This window comes from Paenibacillus sp. FSL K6-1566 (assembly GCF_038050475.1).
Taxonomy (GTDB): Bacteria; Bacillota; Bacilli; order Paenibacillales; family Paenibacillaceae; genus Paenibacillus_AQ; species Paenibacillus_AQ lactis.
In genome coordinates this window covers 4,902,091-4,920,889 of record NZ_JBBOSR010000001.1, presented here as the reverse complement: position 1 = coordinate 4,920,889, position 18,799 = coordinate 4,902,091, and the positions used below count along the sequence as shown (strand labels likewise).

Here is an 18,799-nt window from a genome sequence, read left to right as displayed (position 1 = left end):
GTGCGATAAGTGACTTGTTGATCCGGTAGTAAGCAAGCAAAAACACGCCTGAAAAGGCGTGTTTTTTCAGAGTGTCGAGAAAGTCCAACGGACTTTTCGACACTCTATTTTTTATATGGGGAATCATATCTTTTAAAATAAAAATCGATTTAAAGCGCTCTGAGAACCCTACTTCAGTGACCGACGAGGCAATTTTAAACCCCCTGCAAAAAAACAGGGGGTTTCTCGACAGCCTGCAAAAACACGCCTGAAAAGGCGTGTTTTTTGCTGGATTCATCCCCCGCAGCTCGTATATAAATCTATTCATTTTGGAGGGACTAGTACGGGATGATAGACGCTAACCGACAGATTTTGCTATAGTTATGTTATCTTATATAGCTCGAGATTTTCGGGGAGGAACCAGATGAAGCCCATTAATCAACTTAGCGTACAAGACGAATTCGTTGGATTTTACTTATTGAAGGAGCTCAATCTCAGGCAAACGAACGGCACGCCGCCGAAGGACTATTTCGACATCATCCTGTCGGATTCGAGCGGCCAGATATCAGCCAAGTATTGGGACGTGTCGATTCAGGATAAGGAAACGTTCTTTCCGATGCAGCTGGTCAAAATCCGGGGGACTGTCCTCAGCTACCGGGATCAGCCTCAGGTAAAAATCAGCCGGATTCGCAAAGCGACCGAGGAGGACGGGGTATCGATCACTGATTTTGTCAGGGCTGCACCCATACGGCCCATTGATTTGCTGCATACGATCAAGCTGGCAATCCAGGATATTTCGAATCCGGAAGTCAAGCTGATCGTGCAGTATTGCGTGGATAAGGTGGAGGAGAAGCTGATGCATTATCCGGCTGCCAAAACCTATCACCACGCCTATTTTGCCGGTTTGGCCTACCATATTGTGCGCATGCTCGAGATTGGCGATTTCATATGCAGGCAGCGGCCTTTCCTGAAGCCGGATTTCATCAAGGCCGGCATTATTCTGCATGATATCGCGAAACCCGAAGAGATGATTGCACAGATGGGGATCGTGACGGACTACAGCAATCAAGGCAAGCTGATCGGACATATCGTCCTGGCGTCCAACTGGATCGTCGAAGCCGCCGTCGCGCATCATATTCCGCTCGAATCCGAGGTCGTTCTTGGATTGCAGCATTTGGTCCTGTCCCATCATAATCTGGGAGAGTGGGGAAGCCCGGTTCAGCCGCAGACCGCCGAAGCGGTCGCGCTTCATCATATCGACCTGCTGGACGCCAAGCTGCAGATGGTAGAGGATGCGCTCGATACGACGGCCGAGAGCGAGCCGTGGACGCCGATGGTACGAGGGCTGGACAATAAAGCGATCTACCGGCTTAAGGTCTAGCCAACCCTCAACTTGGGCTATAAGTGATCAAATGATCGCTTGGGATGAAGGATATAAAGGGATGATTTCATTTTGCTCAACTATATTTGGTTGGCAGCAATCGCATGGTTTATGGGGTTCTTCCCTATGCTGGAAATTTTCATAGCGGTCCCGGCTGCCAAAGGTTTAGGGCTGGATATCGTTTCTTCCGTGTTCTGGTGCTGGCTCGGGAATTTTTTCGTGATTCCGTTTATTTCTTATTCTTATGACTGGCTCACCAAATTCGATAAAGTTAAAACCTATTTCATGAAACTGGCAAGCTCCAACGCCTGCAAAAAATTGAATAACGGAGGATTTGCGCTCGTTCTGATTGCAACGCCTTTATTAGGTTCATGGGGAATTGGAGTTGCGGGAAAAATGATCGGCATGGATCGAAAGCGGCTTTTTTTAGCATCAGCCATAGGCATCGCGATATATGGAACGATTGTAGGCATCCTTACTCAACTCGGAATCGAGGCTATTTTTAATCCAAACTAACGTTTTTTAGCAGAGCGTTTAAATCCTATTTTCCTATTAAAAAAAGAAAGAAGAAGGACATCTTCCCAAGAATCCGTACGGATTTAGGAGATGTCCTTTTGCTGTACGCCGGAGGGCTGCAGTCCTCCGAGCGGCAGGGAGAACCGGATGACGGCTCCGCCGTTCACCCGGTTGCCGGCCGATATATTCCCGCCATGATGCCCAACCAGCAGCTTGGCGATATACAGGCCAAGCCCCGAGTGGCCCTTTAGCCTGGCGGAGCGGACGGATCCTTGATAGAACGGCTTGAACACCTGCTCCAGGTGTTGCTCGGCGAATCCGGTGCCGTTATCCGCAACCTCCATCGTGATCTGCGTATCTGCAATTTCCACACGCCATATGATGGTCCCGTTTTCAGGCGTATGCCGGATACTGTTCCCGATCAGATTGTCCAGCACTTGGATGATCCGACCGGGATCGAAGACGACGGGAACCTTGGCGGTCCGTTCATCCTTGAATTCCGTTCGGAATGAGATGCTCTTATGATGGCATAAGGACTCGTATTCGGCTTTTTTCTCATCCATGAATTCCCCGATGTCGAGTGCAACCGGATTCAAGCGAAAGGATACCTGTTCCATTTCGGTGATCGCGTTCATGTCCTGCAAAAGATTCGTGGCACGCGATGTATTGCGCTTGATCACCTGAACGTACCGGTTCCGTTTCTCCTCATGCTCCTCCCCGATCATCCGCTCCAAGTTTTCGGCGTGGCCCTGAATAATCGTCAGCGGCGTGCGCAGGTCGTGGGCCAGCGCGGCAAGCATCGTGCTTCGCTCCTGCTCCAATTGCCATTCCCGCTCGATGGAGCGAGCAAGCTCCCTGCGCATGTCCTCGAATGCGTGTGCCAGCTGGTTGACCTCGATCACCGAAGAGTTTCCGTCCATGGCGAATTGCAAATCACGGGCCTTAATCCGTTCCGCTCCCTGAAGCAGCTGCTTAAGCGGCCCGCCGATGCTCCGGCTAAACCGCCGGCCGAACAGGTAAGTGAAGATGGTGATGAATAGGAACGGAGTCAGGAAAAAAACCAACATTCCAAGAGGAATGAACGGGTTAAACGAGGGATCCGCCGCGCTTACCTTTAACGAATAGCCGACCAGCAGCGCTCCGAGCAGCTCGCCACGGTCCGATAGGACCGGAATGTTCTGAATGATTTGGTTGACGCCGCTTTCCGTTTTATTTAATCGGGTCACCAAGTCCTGCTGGGTGTGCTCCTTCTCCAGCGTGAGATTTCCGTACAAGGGTTCGCCTGATAAAGCCATGACCTTATAGGATAACCCCTCGGAAGGGATGAGTCGCTTAAGCTCAGCCTGTCCCTGACCGCTCATGATCGATTCGCCGTTTGTACGCGCATACTCAGAGATGGCAGGGATCTGTGCTTCATAGTGATTAGCCGGAAGCAGGACGCCTTGGTTGAACAAATAGTTGAGAAGAATTATAAGCAGCCCCCACGTTGCAAGCGTTGCGAGCAAACTGCAGGTCAGGATGTAGGCGAAATGACGGGCGAAGGTGCTTTTGATTGACCGCGCCTTCATGATTTCACTTCCCATTTATAGCCGATGCCCCATACGGTTTGAATATAGGTTCTTTCTTCGGATACAGCGGCCAGCTTGGAGCGGATTTTTTTGACATGCTCCGTGATGGTGGCGTCATCGCCCTCTGCGTCATATCCCCACAGCTTCTCGTAGATTTGCTCCCGTGTAAAAACCTGTCCCTGATGCATGGCGAGGAGCTCAAGAATCATGAATTCCTTGTTCGTCAAAACGATCTCCTGCCCCCGGCAGGTTACGGTTCGGCCGAGGCAATCGACCGTTAAAGGCGGAAAGCGGAGGATGCCCTGCTCCTTCTGCGTGCGGATGCGCTGCTCCCGGCGGAGATGGGCGTGAACTCTCGCTTTCAGCTCAGCCATGCTGAACGGCTTCAGTAAATAATCGTCCCCTCCGGCTGCCAAGCCCCGAATGCGGTCTACCTCGCTCTGGCTTGCGCTCAAAAAGACGATCGGGCAGGTCATCGTTTCCCGGAGCACGCGGCATACTTCAAAGCCGTCCATATCGGGCATCATTACGTCCAGGATGATCAAGGAAGGCTCAAGCTTACATAGGCTCAGCGCCTCCTGCCCACTGGCTGCAGTCAGCACTTGGTAGCCGTCGAGCTCAAGCGCGTCGCGTATAAATGAGACGATGTCCTCTTCGTCGTCGACAAGCAGAATCGTCTCGTTTAATCCGTTCATGTCGTTGTTTTCCTCCAATCGCTAAACCTGCGAGAATCAGGATCTTCATAGTCTATATCAATTTTCTAAAGAAAGAATAAAGAATACCCCGTTCGTTGAACCAAAATCATAGATCCGGCAACGGGATAGCGGACTTTATAGATTCTTTATCATTGTACCTTAACCTTGGAATACATGGGTAAGGAGGGAAATGAATGGACAAGAATTCGCAACAACGCTTGACGATGATCGACAGTTTGAGGGGATTGGCGTTATTCGGCATATTTTTAGTCAATATTACGTTCTTTACGACCTCGCTCCAGACGATCTCCTTCGGCGTCGAATTATGGAACGGATGGCTGAATCAAGGACTGATGCTGCTGCGCGGCATCTTGATCGACGGGAAATTCATCTTGATTTTTTCTTTTCTGTTCGGCTTCGGCATGGTGTTAATGCAGGAGAGCAGCCGGAGGAAAGGAGGCCGGTTTCATCGCGTATACACGCGCAGGCTGTTGGCCTTGCTGGTGTTCGGGCTGCTGCACGGCCTGCTGATCTGGTATGGCGACATCCTGACACATTACGCCATTCTGGGGTTTGTGCTGCTGCTGTTTCACCGCTGTAAGCCGCGTACGCTGCTGATCTGGTCGGTGGCGCTCCTCCTGGTTGTTCCGGTCCTGCTGACGGGAGCCAGCCTGCTGTCACCCGGCGCCGGAAGCCAAGCGTTCGAGCCGATAAGCCAAGCGGATGCCTATCGGATGGGGATTTACTTTCAAGAACGCGATGCGGCCATTTACGGCGAGGGCATGTTTCTTCAGATCACGGCTCAGCGCATCAATGATTACATCGCCTCGTTGTTCAACATGCTCGTCTTTTATCCGCAAATTCTCGGGATGTTCCTGCTGGGCGCTTACTTCTGCAAACAGCGGATTCTTCACGATGTGGACGGAAACCGTAAGATTATAGCAAGACTGATTTTGCTCGGGGCGCTCATCGGTTTTCCGCTTCAAGTGATGATGTCGCTGGCAAAAGGGCTTCCGTCCTGGGTCGAAGCGGTCTCCCTGTTCGTGGGGGCGCCGCTGGTGACGCTGGCCTATATCGGTGCATTCGCCCGTTTATACCAGAACAGCCGCTGGAATAACGTGCTGAATGCACTATCCCGCCCTGGAAAAATGGCGTTTACCAATTATTTGCTTCAATCCGTCATCTGCGGTTTGATCTTCTACGGCTACGGGCTCGGGTGGTTCGGCAAGGTCGCGCCCGATGCGCAAATGCTGCTGGCGTTGTTCATCTTCGCCCTGCAAACGGCGTTCAGTATATGGTGGCTAAGACGGTTTCCAATCGGGCCATTGGAATATGTGTGGCGGCTGGTCACCTATTGGGGGAACCCTGTAAAGCGGAGCGGGCAGGACGTATCGCATCCCCGGCAGCAACGCGGCACCTTATAAAATCTTCAACAGGGTTATCTTACGACTCCTCGCCCCTCGCGGCGGGAGTCTCTTTTTTTGACCATACGAAGCTAGAGGGGGTTCCCATGAAGTCTCTTCAATGACTTCGAGGCGGTTTGACTGCCGCTCTTGCTAATCGGAACAAGAGGGAGCCGTATACAGGACAGAAGGCTCGTTTAAAACATGAAAATCGTATTATATAATTTGAAAGTGCATTATCAATATTTAAGATGGGTTGTGCGATCCTGAAAGGATTGCGTTATGATGCTAGGTATAACACGATGGAGGTGGAGGGATATGGCAGGATCGGCAATGATGCGTGACAGACGATTCATGCGCAGAAGAGTGTTTATGACTTTGCTGCTGTCGTACTTATTGATCTTGCTTTTTCCGGGGCTTGTTTTTGCCGCAGTCTATAATCGAATCGAGGGCGTCATGGTAGATAACGCCAATAAGCTGAACCAGGCTTTGATTCAGCAGGCGCAGCAGATTGTTGACAGCAAACTAGAGGAGATGTACCAGCTATCACGCAACATTACGTCCCATCCAGATATGAAAGCGCTTTTAAGCATGGATGGCATAACGAACGGCAAAGAGAACTATGCCTTCTACAATTTCATGGAGGAAATACAGCGGTACAAAAACAACAACAGCTTTGTCCGCGAGCTGTACATCTACTTCCGGAACAGCGACATCGTTCTGACGCCGGGTCTGAAAACGAGTGCCCATTTGTTCTATTCGAGGCTTTACGCATACAATGGCATGACGTATGAGCAGTGGAAGGACCAAATATTGAATGCTCCTCATTATAATTCATTTCTTCCGGTGGAACCCATCGGCCGGCCCAATGATAAAACGGAAATGCTGACCTATGTTCACTCGTTGCCGTCGGGCGAGAGACGCGCTCCCGAAGGCGCCTTGGTGATGTTAATCGATAAACGGCAAATTCATACATGGCTGGAGGAAATCACCCGGTCGAATCAAGGGACGATCTATATTAAGAACGCTGAAGGGCAGGTTTTGCTGCATACGGGAAGCGGCGAGAGCCTTATGACAATGCAGGAGGGGAATCCGAGCACGATCAGCGTGTCGGCTCATTCCGCGCGCAGCGGGTGGGAGTATGTGTCCGCTGTGCCGGATGAGGTATTTTGGGGAAAGGTAGGAACCGTCAAAAGCTGGGCGCTCAGCGTGCTGTTCATCTATTTAGTCGGGGGGATCGGCGCCTGCGCCTTCTTAACCTATCGGGCGTATCAGCCGGTGCGGGAAATCATCCGATTGATTTCGGAAAAAAAGCAGCCGAGCCCTTCCGCTTACGGCAACGAATACGAATTCATCAAGACTGCCGTGAAGGATGCTTTTGTCCAGAAGGATGCAATAAACGACAGGCTCAAGGAGCAGGTGCCCGTCATCCGCTCCCACTTCCTGCAGCGGCTGCTGAAAGGTCATGTGGATGCCCAAGCGGTATCGGACCATTCGCTGGAATTCATGGAGATCGGGTTCAGGCATGCTTACTTTGGCGTCGCGTTGATCAAGCTGTGCGGAATGGGAGCGGAGGAACAGGAGAAGACGGAGAGGGTCTGGGCGATCATGCGTTTTCTGACAGGGAAGCTCGTGGAAGACCACCCGCTTTACTGTTTTCATTGCGTGGAGCTGGACAAGGATCTGGTTGCCGTCGTACTCAATGTTTCCGAGAAGGATCACCATCAAAAAGCATCGCTGTACGAATGGCTGGGGAATATTCAGGAACTGATCAGCGGGCAGTTCGAGACCGGCGTGATCGTTGCCTTGAGCGATCTCCACCCGGGCATGGAACAGGTCCCCGTATGTATGGACGAAAGCATGAAAGCGCTGGATTATTCCATTTTCACGGAGAACCGGTCCGTGCTCGTCTACGATGATATGAAGCACAGGTCGGGACTGGTCTACGATTTCCCGGTGGACACCGAGGTTCAGATCATTCACGCGGTGAAGAACGGGGAAACGGAAAAGGTCGAGCAGCTAATTGGAAACCTATACCGCAGCAATTTAGAGATGGAGCATAAGGAGCCGGAGCTGGCGAGACTGCTGTTCGCCAATCTGCTCAGCACGCTGCTCAAGCTTTTGAACGCCCTGAATCTAAAATACGAGGATCTGTTCGAACCCGGGCTGAAACCGCTGGAGGTCATCAACAAAGCGGATAGCGTCGAGGACATGTATGCCTTTGTGCTGTCGCTCTTTCAACAAGTTTGCGAGCAGGTGCGAAAGAAACGTGTAAACAATGCATCGGCGGTCGTGGATAAGGCCAAGGCCTATTTGGAGCAGAACGCGGATGACGCCATGCTGAGCCTGGCCGCGGTTGCGGAGCATTTTCACATTACGCCTCAGTATCTGTCCGGGCTGTTCAAGAAGAGCAGCGGCATGAACATGTCGGACTATCTCGCCCAGATCCGCATTCGAAAGGCCAAGGAACTGATGAACGACCCGGATATTACCATTTCTCAAATCGCCCGCCTCGTCGGATACAACAATGATGTCGGATTCATCCGCGTATTCAAAAAGCATGAAGGGATCACGCCGGGGAAATACAAAACATTGGTTGAAAACAAGTAGTTGTCTAGCAACTGCTTGTTTTCTGTTTATGCACTCTAATTTGTTACATGTGAGTTAATAAATATCACATAACGTGAAGGTTATAGAACGATTTCGTAAACATTGTAAACGAAATATTAAAAATTGCGTCTTCATTCTGAAGAAATGTAAACGGTATTAGAAATTTTGGCAATGTACGAAAGCGCGACCATTCCCTAAAATTCAAGGAGAACCCGATAAGGGGAGCGATATTCGCAGGATGAACACGAGGAGGGGGAATAGTTAAAATGAAAAACCGAAATGTCATATTTGTTTCCCTAATAATGTCATTTGTATTGGCATTAACGGGCTGCAGCGGAGGTGGAGGCAAATCTGATTCCGACCAAAACGGCGAAGCCGATCCGGCCAAGACGCAGCAGGAAGGGACGCCGAAGGAGGTCGGCTATCCGGAAAGTCTGACGTACTGGGTAACGTTGAATTCCAACGCTTCCGCAACCCTTCAAAATGCCGGTGAGATCAAGGCATATCAAAAGCTGGAGGAAATGACGGGAACCAAGGTGCAGTTCCAGCACCCTCCGGCAGGATCGGAGCAGGACTCCTTCAACATCATGGTATCGTCCGGCGATCTGCCCGACGTGATCGAGCACAACTGGTCCGCCGTTTCGGGCGGTCCCGACAAGCTGATTGGAGACGGCACCCTGATTCGCCTCAATGAGCTTATTGATCAGCATGCCCCGAATTTAAAGAAGGTGCTCGACGAAAATCCGGAGTATCGCAAAATGATTACTTCGGACGACGGAAATATATACGTGTTTCCGTTTCTGCGGGGCGACGACTACCTGTTGACCTACAACGGGCTGATCATCCGCCAGGATTGGCTGGACAAGCTGGGACTTGGCATGCCGGAAACGATCGAAGAGTGGCATACGGTTCTGACCGCTTTCAAGAACGACGATCCGAACGGGAACGGACAGGCCGATGAAATCCCGCTTCGCCTGGATCCGGGTCAGCTCTCTATGAATAAGGCGTTTCTGGGGGCATGGGGGATCACCGACTCCTTTTACCAAGTGGACGGGGTCGTAAAATACGGTCCGATCCAGCCGGAATTCAAGGAATTTTTGCAAACGATGAGCCGGTGGTATGCCGAAGGCCTGATCGACCCGGATTATCTCTCAGGAGACTCCAATCTGTGGGACGCCAAAATTACGAACAACACGCTGGGCGCCTTCACCGGCTATACGGGCAGCGGCATCGGCCGCTATCTGCAGATGATGGAAGGGAAGGGCGGCGGCTTTGATCTTGCCGGCGCGCCGAACGTGGCCTTGAAGAAGGGGGAGACGCCGCCGCTGGGCCAGAAGGATTCTCCGTTTACGGGGTACGGCGCCGCCATCACATCCAAAAACCAGAACCCGGAGGCCACCGTCAAATGGCTTGATTACAAGTACGGGGAGGAAGGATCACTGCTGTTCAACTTCGGCATCGAGGGAGAAAGCTACGAGATGGTTGACGGGTACCCGACGTATACCGAGCAAATCACGAAAAACGATAGTCTTCCGATTGCGCAGGCCTTGGCGCAGTATGCGATGGCCGGATACTCCGGTCCGTTCGTCCAGGATCGCAGGTATATGGAGCAGTATTCCTCGCTGCCGCAGCAAGCGTCGGCCATCGAAGCCTGGATGAATGCCAAGAACGACCGCTTGATGCCGGTCATTTCCCCGAACGAAGAGGAATCGGCCCGGTACGCATCCATCATGAACGATGTGAAAACCTACTACGACGAAATGCTGAACAAATTTATCATGGGCGTGGAGCCGATCGACCAATTCGAAGCCTTCGTCGAAACGATTAAAGGCATGGGAATCGAAGAGGCCGTCGCCATTCAGCAGGCCGCGCTGGACCGCTATAACAGCCGTTAACAATGACTTGTTTGAATCAAGAAGCCGGGACCGCACCGATATATGGGCTCCGGTCAACCTTAGCAAATAGCATAAAGGAGGGACAACTGTGGAGTTAGGCAGGAAGGATGCAGCATCCGCCCGAATCAGCCAACCCTTCGGCGTAAGAGTCAGGAAGGATTTCAAGCGCAATCGGTTGATTTACCTCATGCTGCTGCCCGTCGTGGCTTTTTATGCCATCTTTCATTACGGGCCGCTGTACGGGCTTCAGATCGCCTTCAAGAACTTTTCTCCGGGCAAAGGCATCTGGCATAGCGAATGGGTAGGCTTTCAGCATTTTCAGGATTTTTTCACCGGCTTTTTCTTTGAGCGGGTATTGCGAAATACGGTGTTACTCGGCTTATATGACCTGATCTTCGTGTTTCCCGCCTCCATCCTATTGGCGCTTATGCTAAATGAAGTGCGAAGCCGCTTCTTTAAGCGGACCGTGCAATCCATCACCTATATCCCCCACTTTATTTCCGTCGTGGTCGTGGTGGGGATGATGGTCGATTTCATGTCGACGGACGGACTGATCAATCAGATCATCCAGTTTTTTGGAGGGAAAGGGGTCCCGTTTCTGCGGCTGCCGGAATGGTTCCGGACGCTCTTTACGACTTCGGCGATTTGGCAGGGCGTCGGTTGGGGCTCGATCATATATCTGGCGGCAATCTCGAACATCGACCCTTCTCTTTACGAGGCTGCTAAAGTGGACGGAGCCGGCCGCTGGAAGCAGATGCTCCGCATTACGCTGCCCGGCATCATGCCGACGGTGATCATTTTGTTCATCTTGCGGATCGGCAGCTTCATGGTCTTACAGGATGAGAAGATTCTGTTGATGTACAATCCGTCCACGTACGAAACGGCGGATGTCATCGGCACATACGTGTACCGCAAGGGGATATTGGAGGCGAGCTACAGCTACGCCGCAGCCGTGGGCATGTTTAATTCGCTCATTAACATGGCGCTGCTGCTGGGAGCGAATTATATCAGCAAACGCTATTCCGATACGAAGCTGTGGTAGTAGAAGGAGGCAGACAGCATGGTGCATAAAAAAAGCTTTGGCGAGCATGCGTTTGATATAACCAATGTCGTTCTGCTGTTCACCTTGTCGGCCGTTACGCTGTACCCGATCGTTTACGTGCTGTTCGCTTCGATCAGCGATCCGAACCAGTTCGTGCAGCACCGGGGGATTTTGTGGTGGCCGGCCGGATTTTCCTTGGATTCCTACAAAATGGTGTTTGAGAATCCGAACATTCTAAACAGTTATCTGAACACGTTGTTCTATGTCGTCGCAGGAACGACGCTTAATATGGTGATGACTGCGCTCGGGGCTTACGGGCTATCCCGCCGGAACGTGATGTGGGGCAGCTTGATCATGATATTGATCGTGTTGACGATGTTCTTTGACGGTGGCCTCATTCCCAAGTATTTGATCGTTCAAGGACTGGGCTTGACGGATACCTATTTGGCATTAATTATCCCGAGTGCCATGACCACCTGGAATTTGATTGTGATGCGGACCGCTTTCCAAAGCGTGCCGGTATCGCTAGAGGAGGCGGCCCGCATCGACGGGGCCAATGACTGGACGATTCTATGCCGGGTGGTCATCCCGCTCTCGATGCCGGTGATGGCCGTCATGATTCTGTTCTATGGCGTGTGGCATTGGAATAAGTGGTTTGATGCGCTCATCTATTTGAGAGATCGGGATTTGTTTCCGCTTCAGCTCATTTTGCGGGAGATTCTGGTCCAGAACGATACGAACAGCATGATGACCTCGGTTGGCGGGGGAGACCGAATGCCCGTGGCGCAGACGATCAAGTATGCAACCGTAATGGTTGCAACGCTGCCGATCCTGTTCTTGTATCCGTTTTTGCAGAAATATTTCGTCAAAGGCGTCATGGTCGGCGCGATTAAGGAATAGGAGGGGAAACGGCATGTGGGAGCAGGCTATGGAGGACGCATGGAAGAAGACGCTTGGCAACCTTCGTCGTGCCCCCGGCTTGTTCCCCCACATTACCTCGGAGAAGAGGTATGAATGGGGGGAGAACCGGGATTGGATCGAGGGATTTTATACCGGGATGACCTGGCTCTGCTACGAATATACCGGGAAAGAGGAGTTCAGGGAATCAGCGCTTATGCAGGTGGAGAGCTTTCGGGAACGGCTGCATGTGACCCGGCGCAACCTGGATCATCATGACATCGGTTTTTTGTATCAGCCCTCCGCCGTGGCGGCATGGATCATCGACCGGGACGAGGCTGCCAGAACGCTTGCGCTGGAGGCGGCGGAGCATTTGATGCTTCGCTGGCGTCCCGAAGGGCGTTACCTGCAGGCATGGGGACCGAAAGGCGACCCGCAGAACGGCGGTCGAATCATCATCGACTGCATGATGAATCTGCCGCTGCTGTACTGGGCGTTCGAACAGACTGGCGACATGCGGTACCGTGAGGCCGCGGAGCACCAGGCGGACAAAAGCCGCCGTTATTTAATGCGGGGCGACGATTCGTCATATCATACGTTTTATTTCCGGGAGGAGAGCGGGATTCCGATCGGAGGCGGAACGCATCAGGGGTATCATGACGGATCCACCTGGTCCAGGGGACAGGCGTGGGCCGTGTACGGGTTCGCGTTATCCTATCGCTATACGCAAAATCGAGAATACCTGGAGACCGCGATAAGAGCCGCCCGGTATTTTATCGGACGCCTTCCGTCAGATGGAATTCCATATTGGGATTTTGACGCGGAGATTGCGGAAGATACGCCCCGTGACAGCTCGGCATCAGCCATTGCCGTCTGCGGCATGCTGGAAATCCGCTCGCTGCTGGAAGAAGACGATCCGATCAGGGCTGAGCTCGGCTCCGCGGCCGATCGTCTGCTGAAAGCGCTGGTCGAACGCTGTGCGACCCTGGACGACGACGGTGCGGAAGGGCTGTTGAAGCACGGATCGTACCATGTGCGGGGCGGGAGAGGTCCTGATGATTATATGATTTGGGGCGATTATTTTTATGTGGAAGCGCTGATGCGCAGCATCAACGGGAAAGCGGGGTACTGGTATGAACGACAGCGCGTTTGAGACCCGGGCGCTGAGTTCGTTGTCGAAAGTGTTTACGGATTCGGAATTGAATGATCCGCCATGTCGACGGACAAGCGCCTTGCGGCGGGAAATCGTGTCCTTTCAAACCGCCTACCGCACAGGGGAAAGGCTGAGGGATGTGCGTGTCGAGGCAAAGGCCCCCGAAGGGTTATCCGTATCGGTGTATGCGGTCGGGCTGGTTCCGTCCGAATTTCCGATTTATCCGGACCATGACGGGCATATCCTGCGGTCGACGCCGGGGCTCTACCCCGATCCGTTGTACCCGCTGGATCCGGAGAATAGGGTTCATTCCCCGGGAAATCAGTGGCGGTCCGTATGGTTGGAGGTTCAGGTGACGGAGCGGGCCGAACCCGGCATTCATGCGATCGAGGTCGTCTTTTATTCCCAGCATGGGGAAGAGCTTGGCGGGGAACGGTTTGAAGTGGATGTGATCCCGGCTTCCCTGCCGAAGCAGCGGCTGATCCGGACGGAATGGTTCCACTGTGACGGTCTGGCACAATTTTACGGGGTGGAGGTGTTTTCGGAGGAGCATTGGCGCTTGATTGAGCGGTACGTCGAGACTGCGGCGGAGCATGGCATCAATATGCTGCTTACTCCGCTGTTCACGCCGCCGCTGGATACCGCCGTAGGAGGAGAGCGGCTGACGGTCCAGCTTGTGGATGTGGAGAAGTCCGGTGACGGATATGCTTTCGGCTTCGATAAGCTGGAGCGCTGGATCAAGATGGGGCAGCGGCTTGGCATCGAATATTTCGAATTTTCGCATTTGTTTACCCAGTGGGGAGCAGCTCATGCGCCGAAGATTATGGTCCGGGAGGACGGGGAGACGAGGCGCCTCTTCGGTTGGGACACGGATGCGCTCGGGGCGGAGTATCGGGAATTCCTAGCCCGGTTTCTAAAGGAGCTTGTACAGCTGATCCGAGGGCTTGGCATTGAGGACAGGATATTCTTCCATGTATCGGACGAGCCCCATTTGGAGCATCTGGAGACTTACCGGAAAGCGGCGGAAATCGTGGATGTAGCGGTGGGAGATTATCCCCGGATCGACGCACTGTCCGATTATGCGTTTTATAAGGAGGGGCTGGTTCCGAATCCGATTCCGGCGACGGACAAGCTTCAGCCGTTTCTCGAATCCGGAGTTGCCCCCCTGTGGACCTATTATTGCTGCAGCCAATATAAACAGGTGGCAAACCGCTTCTTCTCCTTTCCGTCCGAGCGGAACCGCATCCTCGGGCTGCAGCTGTATAAGTACCGGATTAAGGGCTTCCTCCATTGGGGCTTCAATTTCTGGAACTCCCAATACTCTAAGCGGCCGGTGAACCCCTATCTGACCACCGATGCGGATATCGGCTATCCATCCGGCGATGCCTTTCTGGTATATCCGGGCGAGGACGGTCCCGTATGCTCCTTACGGATGAAGGTATTCCGCGAAGCGCTGCAGGATCTCAGGGCGCTTGAGCTGCTGGAGCAAACCATCGGGAGGGACGAAGTTCTTAACATGATTGAGGTGTCGCTCGAAGCGCCGCTGTCCTTTGAGCGCTACCCGCGGGATGCTGGATGGCTGCTGGATTTGCGAAACGCCGTTAACGAGCAAATCAGAGCAAGTATGATGGAACGATAAACCCGAAGTAAATCCTTGTGAGAGGGAGGAATGGATGATGAGCTTCAACTTCAAGCGCTGGCTGTCCATGGTTCTGGTCATCGCGCTTACGGCGGGGGTGTTTCCTGCGGCGGGAAGGCCTGTTTCGGCTCAAGGGGCGGCACCGGCCGGCAATTTGCTAATGAATTCGGATTTTGAAGCCGTAACGGCCAAGTCCACCTGGCTGGACCAGGTCGCGCCGGAGCATGTCAGCGAATGGAGGGCGGCCGGAAACCCGGTGTTCGCGGTGGATCAGGACGTGTATTATAGCGGGAGCCGCTCGGTTTCCATTTCCGGCACCGCTTCCGGCACCGACCGGGGAGCGATTACGCTGCCTGCGGCAGGGATTGAAGCCGGCAAGAGCTACTTGCTCACCGGCATGTATAAGCTCGAGCAGGTGACGGATCAGGTCGTGGTACGCTTTCAGTACAAGCGGAACGGCTCGAGCAGCATCAGCTATGCGGTCCAAGGGCAGAAGGGAACCCGGGATTGGACCCGCTTCAGCCATGTCATCCATGTCGCTTCCGATATGGATGCCAGCCCGCAGGGAAAGGTGGAGGCGTTTCTGGAAAAATCGGCGGGCACGGTATGGTTCGACCAGCTTTCCCTTCGGGAATATGTCCCGCTTGAGGAATTTACGCTCGATCCGCAGATCATCAGCTTGAGAACGGGCGAAGCCGGACGCATTCAGGCATCCTTTGCACCGGAGAATGCGTCCGATACCTTCCTGGAGTGGAGCTCCTCCAACACGGTCACGGCGTCGGTGTACCAGACGGGAGAGGTCGCGGCGCATCATGCGGGTTATTCGGTCATTTCCGCCGCCTCCCATTCGTCGGGCGTAACGAGGCAGGCCGTGGTCACGGTGGACACTCCACCCGGGTTGACTGCCGAGCCCTATGCGGGCACCGTGAATGAAAACGGCGTTTTGGACGGGCAGCTGACCGCTGCGGACAGCTCCGGTACCTCCGGCGGCTCCGTTTCCTTTGAGCTGGCGGCGGCGCCCCGCCACGGCACGGTAAGCGTCTCTTCCGACGGTTCGTTCCGCTATTACCCGAACCGGGATTACGCCGGCCCGGATTCCTTCCTGTTTGTGGCCATCGGCAAGGAGGGAGGGCCCGCCGCCGCGGCGGCCATGATCGAGGTGCTGCCGAAGGACGGGCCGCCCGTGCTTGACCTCCTGTGGTACTCCACCGGGAAGAACACGCCATTAGAAGGGCGGATAGGCCGTCTTCTCTCGGAGGAGGCTGTGGAGTGGACGCTGACCGGCGCTCCGCGCGGCGAAATGTCTCTCGCTTCGGACGGTTCGTTTACTTATACGCCTGCCTCGAATGATGTCGGCTACGATTCATTTGAAGTGACGGCAACGACGGCGTCGGGGAAATCGGCTACGGGCAAGGCCTATATTTTTGTTATACCGGATGAGACAGACTTGATGGGGAAGCTTGCATCCAGCGGCAACGAAGGCGTCCATCCGCGCGTTCTGGCGAATGCGGAGGATTTTGCCCTAACCCGCAGCCTGATCGGCAAGGATGAATACGTCACGGCTTGGTTTGAGCAGCTGAAGCGGGAAACGGATCGGCTGCTGGATGCGGAGCCGTACGGTTATCTTCCGAACGGGGGGAGCAACAGCAATGTGCGGGATTTGCTGATCCGTACGGCGATGATGTACCGGCTAACCGGGGATGAGGCTTACGCACAGCGGGCCGTGCAGGAACTTGAATCCGCCGCGTCGTTCCCGGATTGGGGAGGCCGCTATAACAATATGCTCTCCTTAACGTATATGACGCTTGGATTTACGCTCGCTTACGACTGGCTGTACGACGCCATGACGGAACAAGAGCGGAGCATGGTCCGGGAGGCGGTCATGAAGCATGCGTTCAGTCATGCACTCGCTTGGTACCGTGGGGAATTCACCCATAATGGGGAGTTCAACAACATCAATTTCGTGGATAACGGCAGCTTTGCCGTTGCGGCGCTCGCCATGCTCGGCGATGACGAGAAAGCGACTCAAGCCGGACTGGAAATTCTCCGGGGGTCCTACGGCAAGCTGCAGCATACGCTTCGATTCTTCGCGGAGGACGGCTCATGGCCTGAAGGGCCGCATTATTGGCAGTACGGGACCGAGTTCCTTTTTTATAAGATTGCTGCAATGCATAATACGCTCGGAACCGACTATGGCTTGGCGGAGCTGAAGGGCGTGAAGGCATCGGGGGAATATCCGCTGCATTTATGGGGGCCGGGAGGATTTTTTAACTTTTACGATTCGGCAACGCCGAACGTGCATCCCCAAACGCTCTGGATGGCCGATTTCTACGATCAGCCGCATTACGCCTGGTATGCGGGGGAGCTGACCCGGCGGGAAGGGGCTTTTTCCCCGTACTATCTGCTGTTCTACCGCCCGGGCATGTTTGACGAGCAGCCGGCAGCGCTCGACCGGGTATTTACCGGAATCGAATCGATATCCATGCGCAGCGGCTGGTCAAATCTGAACGATGCGTATGCCTCGATAAAGGGGTTTAACGATACGCTGCTCAGCCATATCGATATGGACGCCGGCACCTTTGTATTTGATGCGCTGGGAGAACGCTGGGCAACCGATTTGGGGATGGAGAATTACAGTCTCCCCGGCTTCTGGGATTATGCCGGCGGTCAACGCTGGACTTATTACCGCAAAGGCGCGCAGGGGCAGAACGTCATGGTCATCAATCCGCAAGAAAACCCTGTGTTTATGCAGGATTACGGCGCCAAGGCACCGCTTGTCCGGAGCGAATCCAAGCCTCGCGGCGCATTTGGCGTGATCGACCTGACCGAGCGGTATCCGAAGGATGCATGGTCCTACAAGCGGGGATTGATGCTGACCGGCGATCGCGAGCAATTGATTGTTCAAGACGAGTTCGAACTCAAGTCGCCGTCCGAGCTGTATTGGTTCATGCACACGGAAGCCGAGATCGACGTGCTCGGCAGCGGACAAGAGGCCGTGTTGACGCAGAACGATAAGAAATTGTACGTGCGGATGCTGGACGCTCCGGAGGGAGCGGCGTTTAGCGCGATGAAGGCTGAGCCGCTGGAAGGGACGCCGAATCCTTCGGGGCAAACCGTCAATCACGGCATTCGGAAGCTGGCCGTCCATATGGAGGGCGTGACCGGAGGACGTCTGTCCCTGTGGATGGTTCCGCTGACAGCCTCGGCACCGCTGCCGGAAGTGTCTCCGGACGTCCGCAGCCTCGATGATTGGACGATCCCGGATGGTCCGCTGCCTGAGAAGGTTCCGCTGCCTGAAGCCGAATCCATCCTCGTGGACGGGACCCCTCTCGCCGGATTTGACCCGCAGCGCACGTATTACGAATGGACAGTGCCGTACGGGGAGCGGTCGAAGGTGCCGAAGGTCGAGGCGGTGTCCGGTCATGAGGTTTCGGTCCAGACGGCTGAAAGTATTCCGGGAAAAACCTATATTGACGTGACCGATCCGTCGAGGCCGGAAGTGAGCAACCGATATACGATTGCCTTTACGGTCGGACCTTTGATCGGCGATCCCCCTCCGGGCTTCCGTCTGCCGGTCCGGGAGGTCACGGCCAGCGCAGTCCCTCAGGCGAACCAAGGCCATACGCCCGATAAAACGATGGACGGAGACATGATTACCCGCTGGACCTCGGAGGGACCGCAGTGGATTCAGTATGACCTCGGCGAGGCCAAGCAGGTTGGAGCGGTATCGATCGCGTTTTTCAGCGGAAATACGAGAAAGTCCTATTTCACCATCGATGTTTCAGTGGACGGTGTTCATTGGGAGCAGGTGTATGCAGAGGGGGTCAGCTCGGGATTGACGGCCGAACCGGAGGTGTTCCTTTTTCCGGAAGTCACCGCGAGGTATATCCGGATTAACGGTTCGGGCAATACCTCGAATCAATGGAATAATTACGCGGAGGTCGGCATATTTAAGCCGATGAGGGGAAACGCGGAAAACAGCATTTTACGTGATGCAGGTTAAGGAAGCATCTATAGCCTG

General features: G+C 54.0%; 12 protein-coding genes. 10 read left to right on the top strand and 2 right to left on the bottom strand.

The window, feature by feature from the left end; all coding sequences use genetic code 11:
• Window positions 1–403 precede the first annotated feature (403 nt).
• Both NST08_RS21790 and NST08_RS21785 read left to right on the top strand, forming a co-directional pair.
• Window positions 404–1,360, top strand: a complete 957-nt coding sequence (locus NST08_RS21790; protein ID WP_007127518.1) for a 3'-5' exoribonuclease YhaM family protein — start codon at window positions 404–406, stop codon at window positions 1,358–1,360.
• 72 nt (window positions 1,361–1,432) lie between these two features.
• The gene (locus NST08_RS21785; RefSeq protein ID WP_007127519.1) at window positions 1,433–1,876 is read left to right on the top strand and encodes a small multi-drug export protein; all 444 of its coding nucleotides are present in this window, start codon (window positions 1,433–1,435) and stop codon (window positions 1,874–1,876) included.
• An 83-nt stretch (window positions 1,877–1,959) separates the two neighbouring features.
• Here NST08_RS21785 and NST08_RS21780 read toward each other — a convergent pair whose 3' ends face one another.
• The gene (locus NST08_RS21780) at window positions 1,960–3,444 is read right to left on the bottom strand and encodes a sensor histidine kinase (RefSeq protein ID WP_341342299.1); all 1,485 of its coding nucleotides are present in this window, start codon (window positions 3,442–3,444) and stop codon (window positions 1,960–1,962) included.
• Complete coding sequence (locus NST08_RS21775; protein ID WP_340899751.1) at window positions 3,441–4,139, bottom strand: response regulator transcription factor; 699 nt, start codon at window positions 4,137–4,139, stop codon at window positions 3,441–3,443. The genes NST08_RS21780 and NST08_RS21775 overlap by 4 nt, the downstream gene beginning before the upstream one ends.
• A 194-nt stretch (window positions 4,140–4,333) precedes the next feature.
• On the opposite strand from NST08_RS21775, the gene NST08_RS21770 reads away from it, so the two are divergent.
• From NST08_RS21770 to NST08_RS21735, 8 genes are all read left to right on the top strand, one after another.
• Window positions 4,334–5,563, top strand: coding sequence for a DUF418 domain-containing protein (locus NST08_RS21770; protein WP_340899753.1), 1,230 nt, complete (start codon window positions 4,334–4,336; stop codon window positions 5,561–5,563).
• A 297-nt stretch (window positions 5,564–5,860) separates the two neighbouring features.
• The gene (locus NST08_RS21765) at window positions 5,861–8,152 is read left to right on the top strand and encodes an AraC family transcriptional regulator (protein ID WP_007127523.1); all 2,292 of its coding nucleotides are present in this window, start codon (window positions 5,861–5,863) and stop codon (window positions 8,150–8,152) included.
• Between the two features lie 266 nt (window positions 8,153–8,418).
• Complete coding sequence (locus NST08_RS21760) at window positions 8,419–10,047, top strand: extracellular solute-binding protein (RefSeq protein ID WP_007127524.1); 1,629 nt, start codon at window positions 8,419–8,421, stop codon at window positions 10,045–10,047.
• 88 nt (window positions 10,048–10,135) lie between these two features.
• Complete coding sequence (locus NST08_RS21755) at window positions 10,136–11,089, top strand: ABC transporter permease (RefSeq protein ID WP_007127525.1); 954 nt, start codon at window positions 10,136–10,138, stop codon at window positions 11,087–11,089.
• Window positions 11,090–11,107: 18 nt separating this feature from the next.
• A complete protein-coding gene (locus NST08_RS21750; RefSeq protein ID WP_007127526.1) occupies window positions 11,108–11,989 on the top strand; it encodes a carbohydrate ABC transporter permease in 882 nt (293 codons plus the stop codon).
• A gap of 13 nt (window positions 11,990–12,002) precedes the next feature.
• Entirely contained in the window at window positions 12,003–13,139 is a 1,137-nt protein-coding gene (locus NST08_RS21745) for a glycoside hydrolase family 88 protein (RefSeq protein ID WP_007127527.1), read from the top strand.
• Window positions 13,120–14,778: a DUF4091 domain-containing protein gene (locus NST08_RS21740; protein ID WP_007127528.1), complete on the top strand. Its 1,659-nt coding sequence runs from the start codon at window positions 13,120–13,122 to the stop codon at window positions 14,776–14,778. The genes NST08_RS21745 and NST08_RS21740 overlap by 20 nt, the downstream gene beginning before the upstream one ends.
• Before the next feature lie 34 nt (window positions 14,779–14,812).
• The gene (locus NST08_RS21735) at window positions 14,813–18,781 is read left to right on the top strand and encodes a discoidin domain-containing protein (RefSeq protein ID WP_213613531.1); all 3,969 of its coding nucleotides are present in this window, start codon (window positions 14,813–14,815) and stop codon (window positions 18,779–18,781) included.
• The last annotated feature ends 18 nt before the right edge of the window (window positions 18,782–18,799 follow it).

Excerpts from the sequence above, each read along its gene's own strand:
- NST08_RS21750 (WP_007127526.1), top strand. The coding sequence starts at position 11,108 with ATGGTGCATAAAAAAAGCTTTGGCGAGCATGCGTTTGATATAACCAAT.
- NST08_RS21770 (WP_340899753.1), top strand. The coding sequence starts at position 4,334 with ATGGACAAGAATTCGCAACAACGCTTGACGATGATCGACAGTTTGAGG.
- NST08_RS21790 (WP_007127518.1), top strand. The coding sequence starts at position 404 with ATGAAGCCCATTAATCAACTTAGCGTACAAGACGAATTCGTTGGATTT.
- NST08_RS21735 (WP_213613531.1), top strand. The coding sequence starts at position 14,813 with ATGATGAGCTTCAACTTCAAGCGCTGGCTGTCCATGGTTCTGGTCATC.
- NST08_RS21775 (WP_340899751.1), bottom strand. The coding sequence starts at position 4,139 with ATGAACGGATTAAACGAGACGATTCTGCTTGTCGACGACGAAGAGGAC.
- NST08_RS21745 (WP_007127527.1), top strand. The coding sequence starts at position 12,003 with ATGTGGGAGCAGGCTATGGAGGACGCATGGAAGAAGACGCTTGGCAAC.
- NST08_RS21740 (WP_007127528.1), top strand. The coding sequence starts at position 13,120 with ATGAACGACAGCGCGTTTGAGACCCGGGCGCTGAGTTCGTTGTCGAAA.
- NST08_RS21765 (WP_007127523.1), top strand. The coding sequence starts at position 5,861 with ATGGCAGGATCGGCAATGATGCGTGACAGACGATTCATGCGCAGAAGA.
- NST08_RS21760 (WP_007127524.1), top strand. The coding sequence starts at position 8,419 with ATGAAAAACCGAAATGTCATATTTGTTTCCCTAATAATGTCATTTGTA.
- NST08_RS21780 (WP_341342299.1), bottom strand. The coding sequence starts at position 3,444 with ATGAAGGCGCGGTCAATCAAAAGCACCTTCGCCCGTCATTTCGCCTAC.